The organism is Auraticoccus cholistanensis (genome assembly GCF_009742705.1).
In the GTDB taxonomy this organism is placed as follows: domain Bacteria; phylum Actinomycetota; class Actinomycetes; order Propionibacteriales; family Propionibacteriaceae; genus Auraticoccus; species Auraticoccus cholistanensis.
Genome location: NZ_WPCU01000005.1, coordinates 514,235 through 530,098, shown reverse-complemented (window position 1 = coordinate 530,098; position 15,864 = coordinate 514,235). Strand labels below are relative to the sequence as shown.

16 protein-coding genes are annotated in these 15,864 nt (G+C 76.1%); 12 read left to right on the top strand and 4 right to left on the bottom strand.

All coding sequences use genetic code 11. The features are described 5' to 3' along the window. The first annotated feature begins 39 nt into the window (after nucleotides 1–39). Genes GC722_RS08350 through GC722_RS08330 form a run of 6 tightly spaced genes read left to right on the top strand, consistent with a single transcriptional unit; the run spans nucleotide 40 to nucleotide 4,766 of the window. Entirely contained in the window at nucleotides 40–1,239 is a 1,200-nt protein-coding gene (locus tag GC722_RS08350; RefSeq protein ID WP_156609493.1) for an acetyl-CoA C-acetyltransferase, read from the top strand. Next, nucleotides 1,236–2,267: a methylmalonyl Co-A mutase-associated GTPase MeaB gene (gene meaB, locus GC722_RS08345; RefSeq protein WP_331714551.1), complete on the top strand. Its 1,032-nt coding sequence runs from the start codon at nucleotides 1,236–1,238 to the stop codon at nucleotides 2,265–2,267. Before GC722_RS08350 ends, meaB begins: the two co-directional genes overlap by 4 nt. Nucleotides 2,268–2,301: 34 nt before the next feature. Continuing rightward, nucleotides 2,302–2,454, top strand: coding sequence for a hypothetical protein (locus GC722_RS17715; protein ID WP_197429910.1), 153 nt, complete (start codon nucleotides 2,302–2,304; stop codon nucleotides 2,452–2,454). Between the two features lie 19 nt (nucleotides 2,455–2,473). Next, a complete protein-coding gene (locus GC722_RS08340) occupies nucleotides 2,474–3,070 on the top strand; it encodes a PH domain-containing protein (RefSeq protein ID WP_331714550.1) in 597 nt (198 codons plus the stop codon). Further along, nucleotides 3,070–3,570, top strand: coding sequence for a MarR family winged helix-turn-helix transcriptional regulator (locus GC722_RS08335; RefSeq protein WP_156609492.1), 501 nt, complete (start codon nucleotides 3,070–3,072; stop codon nucleotides 3,568–3,570). Before GC722_RS08340 ends, GC722_RS08335 begins: the two co-directional genes overlap by 1 nt. After that, nucleotides 3,570–4,766: a DUF6716 putative glycosyltransferase gene (locus tag GC722_RS08330; protein ID WP_156609491.1), complete on the top strand. Its 1,197-nt coding sequence runs from the start codon at nucleotides 3,570–3,572 to the stop codon at nucleotides 4,764–4,766. The genes GC722_RS08335 and GC722_RS08330 overlap by 1 nt, the downstream gene beginning before the upstream one ends. On the opposite strand, the gene GC722_RS08325 is transcribed toward GC722_RS08330, so the two are convergent. Then, the gene (locus GC722_RS08325) at nucleotides 4,657–5,967 is read right to left on the bottom strand and encodes an acylneuraminate cytidylyltransferase (protein WP_156609490.1); all 1,311 of its coding nucleotides are present in this window, start codon (nucleotides 5,965–5,967) and stop codon (nucleotides 4,657–4,659) included. The genes GC722_RS08330 and GC722_RS08325 overlap by 110 nt on opposite strands. Nucleotides 5,968–6,078: 111 nt before the next feature. Here GC722_RS08325 and GC722_RS08320 point away from each other — a divergent pair, with 111 nt between their 5' ends. Genes GC722_RS08320 through GC722_RS08310 form a run of 3 tightly spaced genes read left to right on the top strand, consistent with a single transcriptional unit; the run spans nucleotide 6,079 to nucleotide 9,995 of the window. After that, the gene (locus GC722_RS08320) at nucleotides 6,079–7,779 is read left to right on the top strand and encodes an acyl-CoA mutase large subunit family protein (protein ID WP_156609489.1); all 1,701 of its coding nucleotides are present in this window, start codon (nucleotides 6,079–6,081) and stop codon (nucleotides 7,777–7,779) included. Between the two features lie 51 nt (nucleotides 7,780–7,830). Next, on the top strand, nucleotides 7,831–9,456 hold the full coding sequence (locus GC722_RS08315) for an NAD-binding protein (RefSeq protein ID WP_156609488.1): 1,626 nt from the start codon (nucleotides 7,831–7,833) through the stop codon (nucleotides 9,454–9,456). Then, complete coding sequence (locus GC722_RS08310) at nucleotides 9,453–9,995, top strand: DUF1990 family protein (RefSeq protein ID WP_197429909.1); 543 nt, start codon at nucleotides 9,453–9,455, stop codon at nucleotides 9,993–9,995. Before GC722_RS08315 ends, GC722_RS08310 begins: the two co-directional genes overlap by 4 nt. On the opposite strand, the gene GC722_RS08305 is transcribed toward GC722_RS08310, so the two are convergent. Further along, on the bottom strand, nucleotides 9,979–10,608 hold the full coding sequence (locus GC722_RS08305; RefSeq protein ID WP_156609487.1) for a hypothetical protein: 630 nt from the start codon (nucleotides 10,606–10,608) through the stop codon (nucleotides 9,979–9,981). The genes GC722_RS08310 and GC722_RS08305 overlap by 17 nt on opposite strands. 68 nt (nucleotides 10,609–10,676) lie before the next feature. On the opposite strand from GC722_RS08305, the gene GC722_RS08300 reads away from it, so the two are divergent. Beyond that, nucleotides 10,677–11,303, top strand: a complete 627-nt coding sequence (locus GC722_RS08300) for a TetR/AcrR family transcriptional regulator (RefSeq protein ID WP_331714549.1) — start codon at nucleotides 10,677–10,679, stop codon at nucleotides 11,301–11,303. A 15-nt stretch (nucleotides 11,304–11,318) separates the two neighbouring features. Here GC722_RS08300 and pgm read toward each other — a convergent pair whose 3' ends face one another. Together pgm and GC722_RS08290 are read right to left on the bottom strand one after the other, a co-directional pair. Further along, on the bottom strand, nucleotides 11,319–12,947 hold the full coding sequence (pgm, locus tag GC722_RS08295; RefSeq protein WP_156609486.1) for a phosphoglucomutase (alpha-D-glucose-1,6-bisphosphate-dependent): 1,629 nt from the start codon (nucleotides 12,945–12,947) through the stop codon (nucleotides 11,319–11,321). 43 nt (nucleotides 12,948–12,990) lie between these two features. Beyond that, nucleotides 12,991–13,986 (bottom strand): aminoglycoside phosphotransferase family protein, encoded by a 996-nt coding sequence (locus tag GC722_RS08290; RefSeq protein ID WP_156609485.1) that lies wholly within the window; start codon nucleotides 13,984–13,986, stop codon nucleotides 12,991–12,993. A 94-nt stretch (nucleotides 13,987–14,080) separates the two neighbouring features. Between GC722_RS08290 and GC722_RS08285 the strand changes: the two genes are divergently transcribed. Both GC722_RS08285 and GC722_RS08280 read left to right on the top strand, forming a co-directional pair. After that, nucleotides 14,081–14,791: a hypothetical protein gene (locus GC722_RS08285; protein WP_156609484.1), complete on the top strand. Its 711-nt coding sequence runs from the start codon at nucleotides 14,081–14,083 to the stop codon at nucleotides 14,789–14,791. 126 nt (nucleotides 14,792–14,917) lie between these two features. Continuing rightward, nucleotides 14,918–15,820 carry a tetratricopeptide repeat protein gene (locus GC722_RS08280; protein ID WP_156609483.1) on the top strand — a complete coding sequence of 301 codons (903 nt, stop codon included), beginning with the start codon at nucleotides 14,918–14,920 and terminating at the stop codon, nucleotides 15,818–15,820. The last annotated feature ends 44 nt before the right edge of the window (nucleotides 15,821–15,864 follow it).

Sequence of the window (15,864 nt, the reverse complement as noted above, 5' to 3'; positions counted from 1 at the left end):
GGCGCCACCGGCGGCCCGTGCCGGGACGGAGGCACACGGATGGGCTCGCTGGTCGTCGGCGGGGCGCGGACGCCCTTCGGGAGGCTGGGCGGCGCGCTCGCGTCGCTGCCGGCCACCGAGCTCGGCGGGGTGGCGGTCGCGGCTGCGCTGCAGCGCGCCGGGGTGCCCCCCGAGGCGGTGGACCACGTCGTCCTCGGCCAGGTGCTGCCCGCCGGGGCGGGTCAGCTGCCGGCCCGCCAGGCCGCGGTCCGCGCCGGGATCGGCATGGACGTCCCGGCGCTCACGGTCAACAAGGTCTGCCTGTCGGGGCTCAACGCGGTGGCGCTGGCCGACCAGCTGATCCGCGCCGGCGAGTGCGAGGTCGTCGTGGCCGGCGGCATGGAGTCGATGACCCAGGCGCCCCACCTGCTGCCCGGGTCGCGGCAGGGCTACCGCTACGGGGACGTGACGGTGCGCGACCACATGGCCCACGACGGGCTGTGGGACGTCTGGACCGACCAGTCCATGGGCGCGCTGACCGAGTCCTGCAACACCGGGCCGCTGCGGGTCGGCCGCGAGGAGCAGGACGCCTTCGCCGTCCGCTCCCACCGGCTCGCCGCCCAGGCCCGGGCGAGCGGCGTGCTGGACCCCGAGGTCGTCGCGGTGACGGTCCCCGGCCGGCGCGGCGCCACCGTGGTCGACGAGGACGAGGGGGTGCGGCCCGACGCCGACGAGGCCGCGCTGGCGCGGCTGCGGCCCGCCTTCGCCCCCGACGGCACGATCACCGCGGGTTCGGCCAGCCCCATCTCCGACGGCGCCGCGGCGTGCGTGGTGATGAGCCCGGCGGCCGCCGAGCGCTGGGGGGCGACCCCGCTGGCCGAGGTCGTCGGGTACGGCCAGGTCGCCGGACCCGACTCCAGCCTGCAGCTGCAGCCGGCCGCCGCCGTCCGGGCCGCCTGCCGGCGCGCCGGGGTCGAGGTCGCCGACCTGGACCTGCTGGAGCTCAACGAGGCCTTCGCCGCCGTCGTGCTGGCCAGCGCGCGCGACCTCGGGCTGGACCCGGAGCAGGTCGAGCGGCGGGTCAACGTCCACGGCGGCGCGATCGCGCTGGGCCACCCGATCGGCGCCTCCGGGGCCCGGCTGGTGCTGCACCTCGCCCTCGAGCTGTCGCGGCGCGGCACCGGTCTGGGCGTGGCGGCCCTCTGCGGTGGCGGCGGCCAGGGCGACGCGCTGCTGCTGCGCGCCGCCGGGCCGGCGTGACCGCTCCGGCGGGCGGCGCAGCCCGGGACGAGCTGCACCGGCTGCTGGCGCAGGCCCGCGCCGGCCGTCCCCGGGCCGTCGGACGGCTGGTCAGCCTCGTCGAGGACGACGACCCGCGGCTGCCCGAGCTGGTGCGCGCGCTGGCGCCCGGCAGCGGCCGGGCGCACGTGGTCGGGCTGACCGGTGCGCCGGGGGTCGGCAAGTCCACCACGACCACCGCCCTGGTCACGGCGCTGCGGGCCGAGGGCCTGGTCGTCGGGGTGCTGGCGGTCGACCCCTCGTCCCCGTTCACCGGCGGCGCGCTGCTCGGTGACCGGGTGCGGATGCAGGAGCACGCCCTCGACCGCGGCGTGTTCATCCGCTCCATGGCCAGCCGCGGCCACCTCGGCGGGCTGGCCGCCGCCACGCCGGCCGCGCTGCGGGTGCTGGAGGCCGCCGGCTGCGACGTGGTGCTGGTGGAGACGGTCGGCGTGGGCCAGTCCGAGGTCGAGGTGAGCGCCTGCGCCGACACCACCTGCGTGCTGATGGCACCCGGTACCGGGGACGCCGTCCAGGTGGCCAAGGCCGGTCTGCTCGAGGTCGGCGACGTCTTCGTGGTGAACAAGGCCGACCGCGACGGCGCCCGGTCGCTGGTGCGCGACCTGCGCACGATGGTGTCCCTGGGCAGCCCCGCCGAGGCCACCCGGGAGCCCGGCAGCCCGTGGCGGCCGCCGGTGGTGCAGACCGTGGCCTCCACGGGTGAGGGGGTGGGCGAGCTGCTGGCCGCCGTCCGCGCGCACCGGGAGAGCCAGCAGGCGTCGGGCGGGTGGCAGCGGCGCCGCCGGCGCCGGGCGCGGGAGGAGATCGAGGCGCTCGCCCTGGCCCGGGTGCGCCGCCGGTTCCGCACCCTCACCGGCGCACCCCTGGACCGCCTCGCCGAGGAGGTCGGCGACGGCCGGCTCGACCCCTACACCGCCGCCGCGGCGCTGCTGGACGGCGCGCCGACCCGGGAAGGTCCACGCGGCCGCTCCGCGGGCGGGGCAGAATGACCCACGACGTCTGCCCACACCGCCCGGAGGACCCATGAGCTGGCTGAAGAAGATCGCCATGATCCTCGTGGTCGCGTTCGCGCTGTACTACCTCTTCACCCGGCCGGAGGACGCCGCCGCCGCGGTCCGCAGCTTCTTCGGTGCCTTCACCTCGATCGGCACCTTCTTCGACGAGCTCGCCTCCTGAGGCGCGGCCGGGAGCAGCGGTGAGCGCCTGGTCGAGGCTGCTGGACCCCGAGGTCCACCGGCACCTGATCGCCGACGAGGGCGAGGTCGTCATCGACGAGGTCCGCAAGCACCCGATGGCCATCGCCGGCTGGGTGGCGGGGCTCGTGGTCTGCATCGTGGTGGTGGCGTCGATGCCGCTCGCCGGGGCCGGCTGGTGGGTCCTGCTGGTGCTGGGGCTGGCCGGCGCGGGGACCTGCCTGTACAAGATCCAGGCCGCGCACATGGACCGCTTCGTCATCACCAACATGCGGGTGTTCCGGGTCACCGGCATCTTCAGCCAGCACCTGGCCACCATGCCGATCCAGCGGATCCTCGACATCGCCGTGCACAAGCCGCTGGTCGGGCGGCTGCTGGGGTACGGCCACTTCGTCTTCGAGTCCGCCGCCCAGGACCAGGGGCTGCGGGACGTGCGCTGGGTGGGGCGTCCCGACGAGCGCGACCTCACGATCCAACGGGTGATCCAGCGGTCGGGGGTCCGGCGCAGCATGGCAGTGTCGCACCCGGTGCCCCACGGCGGCCGGACGAGGTCCAGCCCGGGCAGCCCGGACCCCGAGCGAGGAGCAGACGGAACCTGATGGCGGAGCGGAAGCGGCTGCCCTTCGACCCGGTCGAGCGGGCGGCCCAGCAGTGGTCCCAGCACCATCCCGAGACCCCGCGGATGCGGGCGGTGACCTCGCTGATGCGGGTGCACCAGCTGGTGCTGACCCAGCTGGACGAGCTGCTGCGCCCGCTGGGGCTGACCTTCGCCCGCTACGAGGTGCTGGTGCTGCTGTCCTTCAGCCGCCACGGCTCGCTGTCGCTGGGCAAGATCGGCGAGCGGCTGCAGGTGCACGCCACCTCGGTCACCTCGCTGGTGCAGCGGCTGGACGCGGCCGGGCTGATCGAGCGCCGGCCGCACCCCCACGACGGCAGGGCGGTGCTGGCCGCGATCACCGAGCGGGGACGCCGGGTGCTCGAGCAGGCCACCCAGGCCGTCACCGACGCCGGCTTCGGGCTGACCGCGCTGAGCGAGGAGGAGTGCGACGCCCTCTCCTCGCTGCTGCGCGGTCCCCGGGCGGCCGCCGGCGACTTCTGATGGCCCCGCCCACGCCCGCGCCGACGGGCGCAGCCGGCCTGCCGCGCCGGCTGCTGGTGCTGGCCGACAGCGACTCCTACCTCAAGTGGGCCAGCGCGCTGGTGAGCCAGCTCGGCACCGGCTGGCAGGTGCGGGTGCTGGTGGTCCGCAGCCCGATCACGCCGTCCCCGGCGCAGGTCCTGGCGGCCACCGGCACCGCCCTGCGGCCGGTGTCCGCGCTGGCCGCCCTGGCTGCGGTGCGCCGGCTCCGCCCCGACGCGGTGCTGCTGGCCTGCACCGGTCCGGTGGTGCGGGCGCTGCTCGAGCACCCGCCGCTGCGCGCCCGGGACCGGCCGGTGCTCGTCACCGGGCTGCCCGGCATCAGCTTCCCCGCCCGGGCCCGGGGGCTGCGGTTCCGCGAGGGCTGCGACCTGTTCGTGCTGCACAGCCGCCGCGAGTGCGCGGCGCACGAGGAGCTGGCGGCCGAGATCGGCGTCCCCCACGAGTTCGTGCTCGCCACGCTGCCCTTCCTGCGGGAGGGGACGTCGGCGGGGGGCGGGCGGGACGTGGTGCTGGCCGCGCAGGCCAAGGTGCCCGCCACGGCGGAGGACCGCAGGGCGGTGCTGGCCGCGCTGGCCGAGGTGCCGCAGCCGTGGCGACCGGTGGTCAAGGTCCGGGCGCTGCCCGGGGAGCAGCAGACCCACCACGAACGGTGGTCCTACGCCGAGCTGTGGCCCGGGCTGGCCCGCGAGCGGGGCTGGCCGGCCGACCGGATCACCTTCCGGGCCGGGTCGATGGCCGACGCGCTGGCCGACGCGCACGGCTTCGTCACCGTCTCCTCCACCGCGGCCCTGGAGGCGCTGCACGCCGGCGTGCCCACCCTGGTGCTGTCGGACTTCGGCGTCTCGGCGGAGATGATCAACCTCGTCTTCGACGGGTCCGGGCTGCTGGGCACGCTGGACGACCTGCGCGCCGACCGGTTCCCCACGCCGGACCCGACCTGGCTGGCCGAGAACTACTTCCACGGCCCCGACGCGGTCAGCTGGGTCACCCGGCTGGAGCAGCGGGTGGCCGAGCGCCGGGCCGGGCGGCTGGCGCCCGTCCGGCTCAGCCCCGCAGGACGGTTCCGAGGGCCGCTGCGGCGGCAGGCTCGGGTGCTGCTGCCGGGATGGCTGTGGCGGGGTGTGCGGCGGGTGCGCCGGAGGACACCTCGCTGACCACCCCGACCCACTCGGGCCGGGAGGCCAGCACCCGCTCGGCGAGCTCGCGCACCGCGCCCTGCCCGCCGGGGCGCGACAGCACCACGCGGGCGGCCCGGCGCACGCTCGGGTGCGCCTCGGGCACCGTGACCGGCCACCCGACCAGCGACAGCGGGCCCAGGTCGTTGAGGTCGTTGCCGACGTAGGCGACCCGGGCCGGGTCGAGCCCGCGGGCGTCCATCCACTGCCGCAGCGCGGTGGTCTTGTCCAGCACGCCGTGGCGCACCTCGACCTGCAGCTTGGCGGCCCGCGCGGCCACCACCGGGTTCTGCTCCCGGGACAGGATCAGCACCGGCACACCCGCCCGACGCAGGAAGGACACCCCGAGGCCGTCGGAGCGGCTGACCCGGACCGTCTCCCGGCCGTCCTGGTCGAGGTAGGCGGTGTCGGCGGTGTGCACCCCGTCGAAGTCGGTGACCACCGCGTCGACGTCGATGGGGGCGGCTGCGGCCGGCTCGCCGGAGCGGTCCAGCACCGCGGCGACGGCGTCTGCCAGGGCGAGCTCCTCGACGGTGTCGATCTCCAGGCTGCTCAGCTCCGAGACCGGGACCACCTGCGTCCGGCCGAAGAAGCGATGGCGGTGCTCGCGGAACCCGGCCGTGCGCATCACGTAGAAGGCCCCGGTCTCGCGGAAGTCCGGGCGCCGGTCCTGGCGGCGCGGGCGGTGGCGGGCGTCGTGGTTCTGGCCCACCACGGGGCCGGTCCCCGGCTGCTGCGAGGGGTCGGCGTCGCGCCAGAGGAACTCGTAGGTCTCCACCGCCGAGAAGGCGGAGTCCGCGGTGCCGCCGGCCACCAGCGCGACGCCCGCGTCGACGTCCTCGCCGCGGATGAAGGGGCTGGTGCACTGCACGAAGACCGTCACCTCCGGGTCCACGCCCGATGCGGCGATGGCGTCCAGGGCGTGCAGCAGCGCCGACTCCGAGGAGGCGGTGTGGCCGGCCAGGTCGGCGGGGCGCTCGACCACCTCGGCGCCGGCGGCCCGGGCCGCGGCCCCGATCGCCGCGTCGTCGGTGGTGACGTAGACCCGGTCCACCCGGCGCGCGGCCAGGCAGGCCCGCACCGCCCGCGCCACCAGCGGGACGCCGCCCACCGGCCGCAGGTTCTTGCCGGGAACCCCCTGGGAGCCGCCGCGGGCCGGGATGATGGCGACGTTCGTCATGGTCGGCGACGCTAGCCAGGGCAGGTGGACACGAGGTGAACGCCAGGCGGAGCGCAGGGTCCTCGGGCGTCCTACCATCGGAGCACGGGCAGGGACGACGAGGAGGTCGGGATGCCGGAGACGTCGGACGCGGGCCGGGTCCGCTGGCAGCGGGCCTACGCCGAGGCCGAGGCCCGTGGCGGGGTGCGGCAGCGCGACTTCACCACGCTGTCGGGGATGCCGGTGGACCCGGTCTACGGGCCTCCGGAGGGGGCGACCGACCCGCGGGCGGAGCGGATCGGCTGGCCGGGGGAGTTCCCGTTCACCCGGGGGCTGCACGCCACCGGCTACCGCGGCCGGCCCTGGACCATCCGCCAGTTCGCCGGCTTCGGCGACGCCATCCAGACCAACGAGCGCTACCGGATGATCCTGGACGGCGGCGGCGGGGGCCTCAGCGTGGCCTTCGACATGCCCACCCTGATGGGGCTGGACTCCGACGACGAGCGCTGCCGCGGCGAGGTCGGGCACTGCGGGGTGGCCGTCGACTCCTGCGCCGACATGGAGGCCCTCTTCCGAGGCATCGACCTCGGCGCGGTCAGCACCTCGATGACCATCTCCGGCCCGGCCGTGCCGGTCTTCTGCATGTACGTGGTGGCCGCCGAGCGGCAGGGCGTCGACCCGTCGGCCCTCGACGGCACCCTGCAGACCGACATCTTCAAGGAGTACATCGCCCAGAAGGAGTGGATCTTCGACCCCGGCCCGCACCTGCGGCTCATCGGGGACCTGATGGAGCACACCAGCGCCACCATGCCGCGGTACAAGCCGCTGAGCGTCTCGGGCTACCACATCCGCGAGGCGGGGGCCACGGCCGCGCAGGAGCTGGCCTTCACCCTGGCCGACGGCTTCGGCTACGTGGAGCTCGGGCTCTCCCGCGGGCTCGACGTCGACGTCTTCGCCCCCGGGCTCAGCTTCTTCTTCGACGCCCACATCGACTTCTTCGAGGAGGTGGCCAAGTTCCGGGCCGCTCGGCGGATCTGGGCCCGGTGGATGCGCGACCGTTTCGGGGCCACCACGGCTCGGGCCCAGCGGCTGCGCTTCCACACCCAGACCGCGGGCGTCTCGCTGACCGCCCAGCAGCCGTACAACAACGTGGTCCGCACCGCGGTCGAGGCCCTGGCGGCGGTGATGGGCGGGACCAGCTCGCTGCACACCAACGCCCTGGACGAGACGCTGGCCCTGCCCACGGCGCGGTCGGCCGAGATCGCGCTGCGCACCCAGCAGGTGCTGGCGGAGGAGACCGGGGTGGTCAACGTCGCCGACCCGCTCGGCGGGTCCTGGTACGTCGAGGAGCTGACCGACCGGCTGGAGGCCGAGGCCGAGGAGATCTTCGCCCGCATCGAGCGGATGGGCGCCCGCGACGGGGCGCACCCGGTCGGCCCGATCACCTCCGGACTGCTGCGCGGCATCGAGGACGGCTGGTTCACCGGCGAGATCGCCGAGTCGGCCTTCGCCTACCAGCTCGCGCTGGAGAAGGGGGAGAAGCGGGTGGTGGGGGTCAACTGCCACACCGCCACGGTGACCGGCGAGCTGGAGATCCTGCGGGTCGGCTCGGAGGTGGAGCGGGAGCAGTGCCAGCGGCTGGCCCGGCGCCGGGCCGAGCGCGACGGCGAGGCGGTGGCGGTCGCGCTGGCGCGCCTGCGGGAGGCCGCCCGGGGCCGGGGCTCGACCCTGGCCCCGATGCTCGACGCGGTCCGGGCCGAGGCCACGCTGGGCGAGCTCTGCGGCGTGCTGCGCGAGGAGTGGGGCAGCTACCGCGAGCCGGCCCGGTTCTGAGGACCGCGGCGGCGGCGCCGCCGCGGACCCCGGGGCCCTAGGCTGCCCGCCATGATGCTGGAGCGGCGCAGCGAGCACGTGGTCGTGGTCGGTGCCACCTCGACCGGCGTCCGGCTGGTGGAGGAGCTGCAGAAGGCCGGGCAGCCGCTGGTCGTGGTGTGCCGGGCCGACGAGGTCGACCACGAGGACGAGCTGCGTGAGGCGGGCGCCGAGGTGCACACGGTGCGCTCGGTGACCGAGTCCGCGCTGCGCGAGGTGGGCGTCGCCCGCGCCCGGTGCGTGGTGGTGCTCGGTGCCGACGACGTGCACGTGGTGCAGGTGGCCATGATGGTGGAGGAGATCTGCCCCGGCGTCCGGCTGGTCCTGGAGATGGAGAACCCCGCGCTGGCCCGGCGGCTCGAGCCGCTGCTGGGGGAGTGCGTGGTGCTGTCCTCGGCCGAGCTCGCCGCGCCCTCGTTCGTGGCGGCGGCCCTGGAGAGCCCCGAGGTGGAGACCTTCGAGCTGGCCGGACGGCCCGTGGTGGCCGGCTCCCGGCGGCGGGTCGGCGGGGAGCTGCTGGCCGTGCTCGGGGACAGCACCCGGGTCGGCGCCGACGCCCTGCTCCCCGACGAGGGCGACCTGGTGCTCGGCACCGAGATCGTGGCCGGGAGGTCCAGCACCGTGCGCACCACCGGGCTGCCGGGCGCGCTGCGGCGGACCTTCGACCGCCGGCTGCGGTGGGTGCTGCTCGGGCTGGTGGCCCTGATCGCGGCGTCGGTGGCCTACTTCAGGATCAACGGCGTCAGCTGGTGGCAGGCGTTCTACCTGGCGCTGACCACCTCCACCCAGACCGGGGTGGACGTGGAGGTCGAGGCGCTGCCGCTGGTGGCCCGCTTCGGTGCCGTGGTGATCCAGCTGTTCGGGCTGATCCTGTCGGCCGGGGTGACGGCCGTGCTGGTCGACCTGCTGGTCACCAGCCGGCTGGCCGCGCTGACCGGGGGCGTGCGCGGGAAGCCGCGGCACCACGTGGTGGTCTGCGGGCTCGGCCGGATCGGCACCTCGGTGCTGCTGCGGCTGCACGAGCGCCGGGTGGCCGTGGTGGCCGTCGAGCGCTCCGAGGACGGGCTGGGGGTGCGCCGGGCGCGCCAGCTCAAGGTGCCCGTGGTGGTGGCGGAGGGCACCGACACCGCCGCCCTCGAGGTCGCCGGCATCGACCGTGCCGACGTGGTGCTCGCCCTCACCGACAACGACGCCGTCAACCTGGAGATCGCCCTGGTCGCCAAGGAGGTCAACCCGCAGGTGCGCGTGGTGACCAGGCTGTTCGACCACGCGCTGGCCACCCGGGTGGAGCGCACCCTCGACCTGGGGCCGACCCGCAGCGTGTCGGTGCTGGCGGCGCCGGCGTTCGCGGCGGCCACCCTGGGGCGTCCCGCCGAGACGCTGCTGCCGGTGGGGCGCCGCGTGCTGGTGCTGACCGAGCTCGCCGTCGGCGTCGACGGCCTCGACCTCGGGGACGTGGCCCGACCCGGTGAGGTGCGCCTGCTGGCGGTGCGGCGCTCGGGCGGGGGGTGGTCCTGGCGTCCCGACGCGGGACCGCTGCGGGCCGGCGACCGGCTGGCGGTGGCGGCGACCCGCTCCGGGCTGGCGGAGCTGCGCGCCCTGCTGCAGACCGCGGACGCCCGACGGGCCGCCCCGTGAACCGGGCGCCGGGCACGCTGGCGGCGGCGGAGGCGGCGCGGTTGCGGGCGGCACCGCTGGCCGGCGGCGGGTGGCCGCCGGGGGCGCTGCTGTCCGGCGAGCTGCCGGTGCTGCCGGGCTGGCACGCGCTGCGGCAGCGTCGCGTCCTGCCCGCGGACCGCTGGGAGCTCGCGGCCTCGACCCTGCTCGGCTGGCGCATGCACCTCGGCGCCGGGGTCGGCGTGCGGACCGACGCCGACCCGCTCGACGTCGGCACGGTAGCCGTGCTGCGGATCGGCCCGCTGACCGCCCCGGTGCGGGTGCTCGCCGTGGAGCGGACCGCGGACCGGGTGGGCTTCAGCTACGGCACCCTGCCCGGGCACCCCGAGGCGGGGGAGGAGGCCTTCGTGCTCGAACGGGGCCCGCAGGGCTGCACGGCCACGGTCGTCGCGCTGTCGCGGCCGGCGTCGTGGCTCACCCGGGCCGGCGGACCGGTGGCCCGCGCTGCCCAGCGGGTGGCCGCCCGCCGGTACCTGCGGGTGCTCACCGGCCGCGGCTGACGGACCCGCTCCGGCGCCCGCCCGCGACGTCGGCCGGGTCGGCCACCCCGTCGGGCTCCCGTCCCCGGTTCCTGCCCTCCTCCCAGACCGGACCGAGCAGCAGCCACAACCCGACCACCGCCCACACCCGTCCGATCCACCCGGCCAGCGGGCCGTCCTGCTCGGGGGAGGCCACGAGCAGGACGAGCCCGCCGAGGACCGCGGAGGTGATCGCGGCGGCGACGACCACGCGGTACCACTCCCGCCACAGGTGCTTCTGGCGCCCGGGACCGCGCCGCGGCGGCCTGACCGGTGCGGGCCCGCCGGCGAAGCGGTGCGCGAAGCGGGCGTCGGCCCAGCGCACCAGAGCCGGCCCGAAGGCCACCGAGAACCCCAGGTAGACGGCGGCCAGGCCGTGGCTGAGGCCCGCCGGCGCGCCCCGGTGCAGGTCGAGCGCCGTGGCCACCACGAGGACCACGTCGAGCAGCGGGATGGCCGCGAGCACCAGCGTGCTGAGCAGGCGCAGCCGTGCGAGGTAGCGCAGCGCGAGCCCCAGCCCCAGCAGCACCCACAACCCGATCTCGCAGCCGACGATGAGGCCGGCCACCGGGTGCTCGGCCAGGAGGTCGGTCATGACGTCACCTTTCGTAGCGCATCTGTGCTAGCACGATCAATGTAGCACGCCTGCGCTAGAGTGCGGTCGTGCCTCGACACATCGACCAGGACCGTCGCCGCACCGAGATCGCCGAGGCGGTGTGGCGGCTGGTCGTCCGCGAGGGGGTGAGCGCGGTCTCGCTGCGCACGGTCGCCGCCGAGGCGGGCCTGGTGCTGGGGTCGCTGCGGCACAGCTTCCCCACCAAGGCCGACCTGCTGGCCTACTCCATGGAGCTGGTGCACGAGCGGGTGCAGGAGCGCGTCCGTCGCCATCTCGGCGTCCGCGACGCCCGGGCGCTGGCCCGGGCCGTGCTGCTCGAGGTGCTGCCGCTGGACGAGGAGCGGCGCACGGAGCTGCGGGTCAACCTCGCCCTCGTCGTGGAGAGCCCGGCGCACCCCCGTCTCGCCGAGCTGGCCGGGGCGGCGCAGACCGCGCTGGCTCAGATGTGCCGTGACCTGTGCGGCCACCTCGGCAGCGCGGGGCTGCTGCACCCCTCGCGCGACGTGGCGCTCGAGGGCGCGCGGCTGCACGCCCTGCTCGACGGCACGGCGCTGCACCTGCTCCTCGACCCGGCAGCCGTCCCGTCGGCCGAGCAGCTGGTCGAGGCCCACCTGCGCGAGCTGGCGACCCCCTCCCCGGAGGCCGGGCCGGCGAGCGGGGCCGCGCGCCGGTAGGCGGCGGGCGGGCGTTCAGCCCAGCACGGCGTCGACGACCTGCTTGGCCTCCGCCTGCACACGCGCCAGGTGGTCGGGTCCCCGCAGCGACTCGGCGTAGATCTTGTAGACGTCCTCGGTCCCCGACGGCCGGGCGGCGAACCAGGCGGACCCGGTCTGCACCTTCAGCCCGCCGATCGCCGCGCCGTTGCCCGGGGCCGTGGTCAGCACGGCGGTGATGGGGTCGCCGGCCAGCGTGTCGGCCTGGATGGCGGAGGCGTCGAGGCCGGCCAGGGCGGCCTTCTGCTCCCGCGTCGCCGGTGCGTCGGTGCGCGCGTAGCTGGAGGCGCCGTGGCGGGCCTCGATGTCGGCGTAGAGCTGGCTGGGGGAGCGGCCGGTGACCGCGAGGATCTCGCTGGCCAGCAGGGTCAGCAGGATGCCGTCCTTGTCGGTGGTCCAGGTGCTGCCGTCGCGGGCCAGGAACGAGGCCCCCGCCGACTCCTCGCCGCCGAAGCCCAGCGAGCCGTCGCGCAGCCCCGGCACGAACCACTTGAAGCCGACCGGCACCTCCACCAGCGGCCGGCCCAGCTCGGCGGCCACCTTGTCGATCAGCGACGACGACACCAGCGTCTTGCCGATGCCGGCGGCCGACGGCCAGCCCTCACGGTGGGCGAAGAGGTAGGAGATCGCCACGGCGAGGTAGGCGTTGGGGTTCATCAGCCCGGCGTCGGGGGTGACGATGCCGTGCCGGTCGGCGTCGGCGTCGTTGCCGGTGGCGATGTCGAACCGGTCCCGGTTGCCGATGAGGGAGGCCATCGCGTTCGGCGAGGAGCAGTCCATCCGGATCTTGCCGTCGGTGTCGAGGGTCATGAACGCCCAGCGCGGGTCGACCGTCGGGTTCACCACCGTCAGGTCGAGCCCCAGGTGCTCGGCGATCCACTCCCAGTACTGCACGCTCGCCCCACCCATGGGGTCCGCGCCGATCCGCACCCCGGCTGCCCGGACGGCGTCCAGGTCGAGGGCGCTCGACAGGTCCTGGCAGTAGGCGGTGCGGTAGTCGAAGCGACCGATCTCACCGGCGGCGCGCTCGTAGGGGGTCCGTCGGATCGCGCCCGGGTCGCGCAGCAGCTCGTTGGCCCGTGCCGCGATGGCCGAGGTGGCGTCGCTGCCGGCCGGCCCGCCGTGCGGCGGGTTGTACTTGAACCCGCCGTCGCGGGGCGGGTTGTGCGAGGGGGTGACCACGATGCCGTCGGCCAGGTCGGCGGTGCGACCGGCGTTGTGGACGACCACCGCCCGCGACAGCGCCGGGGTGGGGGTGTACTCGTCGTCGCGCTCGGCCAGCACGGGCACGCCGGCGGCGTGCAGCACCTCGATCGCGGTCCGCCAGGCGGGTCCGGAGAGGGCGTGGGTGTCCTTGGCGAGGTAGAGCGGGCCGGTGGTCCCCTGGCTGGCCCGGTACTCCACGATGGCCTGGGTCGTGGCGGCGATGTGGGCCTCGTTGAAGGCGGTGTCGAGGGACGAGCCACGGTGCCCCGAGGTGCCGAAGACGACCTGCTGGTCCGGGTCCCTGGGGTCCGGCACGCGGTCGTAGTAGGCCGCCACCACCTCGTCGACGTCGATCAGGTCCGATGCCTGGGCCGGCTGGCCCGCGCGCTCATGTGCCATGACCCCATCCTGGCCCACCCGGGGCCGCGCCACCCAGGGCCCCTCAGCCGGCGTGCCGCTCGAGGAAGGGCCGCATCGCGTCGGCCATCGCCCGCTCCCAGCCCCGCTGGTGCGGGAGGACCGGGTTGGGCGGTCGCCGCGAGCCCACGTGCAGCGCCACGGCGAGTGCCGCCACGACGCCCAGCAGCAGCTCGGGGTCGTAGCCGGCCGTGGCCGGGTGCTCGCGCCACGTCCCCACCACGTCCACCGCGCCGCCGTCGCCGAGGTCGGCACCGGAGGCCACCACGTCGCCGAGGAGGATGGCCGGGTCCACCCACGGCGCGGCGGTGCCGGGATGGGCCCAGTCGACGAACCAGACGCCAGGGTCGTCGGCGTCCGTCGGCTCGCCGACGAGGATGTTGTCGGCCCGCAGGTCGATGTGGGAGAGCACGGCCGGGTGCTCGGCGTCCCCGTCGACCCGAGCGGTGGTGGCGGCCAGACGCGGCGCCCAGCTGCGGACCAGCGCCAGCCAGGGGTCCCGCGGGTCCTCCAGCACGAGGCGCCAGCGGTCGAGGAACCCCCCGATCTCGGCCGAGGTCTCCCACGCCGTGGCGTGCAGCAGCGGTGTCACCCGCTGCCAGGCGTCCAGCACCCGGTGCAGGTGCTGCCGTGACCACGGGTGGCGCACCGGCTCGCCCGGCAGGGCGGCGTAGACGCCGACCGCCCAGGGCCCGGTGGAGGTGGCCACGTCGGCCGTCCCGACCAGCCGGGGCAGGTGCGGGGAGCGGGGCAGCCGGTCGGCCAGGGCCGCCTCGCGCAGGTACATCTCGTGACCGACCGGGTTCTGGGCGCCGTCGAGGGCCTTGACGAACACGGCGCGGGTCTCCCCGCGGACCACCGCCGCCACGCCCGCCGACATGCCGCCGACGCGGTCCTTCCAGCTCCGCACCGGCTCGCCCAGGCAGTCGCGGACCATCTGCTGCACCGGGGCGGGTGCGTCCGCCCAGGACGTGCGGCGGGTGCGCAGGTAGGTCGGCGGCAGCGCGGCGGCATCGGGCACCTTCGGCATGCTGCCGTCCCGGCCCACGGTGGACCAGTCGATTTCGACCGGTCCCGGTCTGCAACCTCCGCCCGTGGCTGGGTAGGAGGAGGGTGTGCCCACCGACACCCACCTCCCTCGCGGGGACGTGGCACGCCGGCTGTTCCCCGAGGTCCGTGAGCTCACCCGCACCATGACGGTCAGCGAGGCCTGCCGGCGGACCGGGGTGCACCGCACGCCGTACCTGCGCTGGCTGGCCCGGCCGTGCCCGGACCGCGAGCTGCACCACGCCTACCAGGTGGACGTCCTCTTCGACGCCCTCCGCGAGGACCCGCACGCCTCGGTCCGCACGCTGACCCGGCGGCTCGCCGCCGCCGGTCTGCCGGCCGACCCGCGCACCGTGCACTACCTGCGCGAGGAGGCCCGCAGCCACCTGCCGCCGCCGCCCCCGCTGCCGGAGGGGTGGACCTTCACCGACGCGTACCGGACGCTGGGGATCGACAAGGGCCGGCTGCGGCGGATGGTGCAGCTGCTCGGCATGCCCGACCCCCTCCCAGGGCCGGGACCGTCGCGGTGGCCCGAGGACGTCTGGCGCTCGCTGGGCCCCCGGCTCGACCGGCTCGTCTGGCGCCGCGACGAGGTGCGTGCCTACCTCGGCCGGGACCGCCCGGGTGGGCGGAGGACGCCGCTGCCGCCTCCTGGCGGCAAGGACGAGAAGGGCCACTGGTGGCTGCCCGCCCAGGTGCGGGAGTGGGCCCGCCAGCACGACGAGGAGCCGGCCGGGCGACCGGACCCCGACCGCGAGGACGCGCTGACGCGCCCGTGACCGGCCCGCCGGCGACGGGACGGACCTCCCGGCGGGGCTGCTGGGCGTACCGGGCGGGCGATAGTCTCAGGCGTTGACCGGACCGCACGCCGCGGTCGCGCAGGCACGACCGAAGGACCACCGCGAATGACCTCCCCGAGCTTCAACCGCCCCGGCGCCGTCGACCTCTCGAACCTGGCCCAGGCCTCCCGCCAGGGTGGCCAGGCGCCGGCGGGCCGGTCCTGGGTGCTGGACGTGACGGTGCAGACCTTCAACGACCTGGTGGCCCGCTCCCAGCAGCACCCGGTCGTGCTGGAGATCACCTCCCCGCGGGCCCAGGGCGCGGCGGCGCTGAGCCGGGACCTGGCCGACCTCGCGCAGGCGGCGCAGGGCAAGTTCCTGCTCGGCCGGGTCGACGTGGACGTGGAGACCCAGATCGCCCAGGCCCTCGGCGTGCAGCAGGTGCCCGTCGTGATCGGCGTGCTGATGGGTCAGCCCGTGCCGCTGTTCCAGGGCGTGCTGCCCCGCGAGCAGATCCAGGCCTACCTCGACCAGCTGCTGCAGGCCGCCGTGGCCAACGGGGTGGTCGGTACCGCCGAGCCGGTGCAGGGGGCCGCGGAGTCCGCCGCCGACGAGCCCGACCCGCGGTTCGCCGCCGCCGACGAGGCACTCGAGCGCGGCGACTACGCCGCCGCGGAGGCCGAGTTCGACAAGCTGCTGGCGGCCGACCCCCGCGACGCCGAGGCGGCCGCCGGCAAGGCGCAGGCGGGTCTGCTGGCCCGGACCGCCGGGGTCGACCCGCAGGCGGTGCTGGCTGCCGCCGAGGCGGCCCCGCAGGACCTCGCCGCCGTGACCGCGGCCGCCGACGTCGAGGTCGTCCTCGGCACGCCGGAACGGGCCTTCGAGCGGCTGATCGGCTTCATCCGCGTGTCGGCGGGCGACGACCGCGAGGAGGCGCGCAAGCGGCTGCTGGCGCTCTTCGAGACCGTGGGCGGGAACGACCCCCGTGTGCTGAAGGCCCGCCGGGCGCTCACCACCGCCCTGTTCTGAGCCGGACCGCCGCCCGGGCGGCGGCCCGCCGCACGCCTCGTCAC

Bases quoted from the DNA above. Each gene is read 5' to 3' on its own strand.
- GC722_RS08350 (WP_156609493.1), top strand. From the start codon at position 40: ATGGGCTCGCTGGTCGTCGGCGGGGCGCGGACGCCCTTCGGGAGGCTG.
- GC722_RS17715 (WP_197429910.1), top strand. From the start codon at position 2,302: ATGAGCTGGCTGAAGAAGATCGCCATGATCCTCGTGGTCGCGTTCGCG.
- GC722_RS08335 (WP_156609492.1), top strand. From the start codon at position 3,070: ATGGCGGAGCGGAAGCGGCTGCCCTTCGACCCGGTCGAGCGGGCGGCC.
- GC722_RS08330 (WP_156609491.1), top strand. From the start codon at position 3,570: ATGGCCCCGCCCACGCCCGCGCCGACGGGCGCAGCCGGCCTGCCGCGC.
- GC722_RS08325 (WP_156609490.1), bottom strand. From the start codon at position 5,967: ATGACGAACGTCGCCATCATCCCGGCCCGCGGCGGCTCCCAGGGGGTT.
- GC722_RS08320 (WP_156609489.1), top strand. From the start codon at position 6,079: ATGCCGGAGACGTCGGACGCGGGCCGGGTCCGCTGGCAGCGGGCCTAC.
- GC722_RS08315 (WP_156609488.1), top strand. From the start codon at position 7,831: ATGATGCTGGAGCGGCGCAGCGAGCACGTGGTCGTGGTCGGTGCCACC.
- GC722_RS08305 (WP_156609487.1), bottom strand. From the start codon at position 10,608: ATGACCGACCTCCTGGCCGAGCACCCGGTGGCCGGCCTCATCGTCGGC.
- pgm (WP_156609486.1), bottom strand. From the start codon at position 12,947: ATGGCACATGAGCGCGCGGGCCAGCCGGCCCAGGCATCGGACCTGATC.
- GC722_RS08280 (WP_156609483.1), top strand. From the start codon at position 14,918: ATGACCTCCCCGAGCTTCAACCGCCCCGGCGCCGTCGACCTCTCGAAC.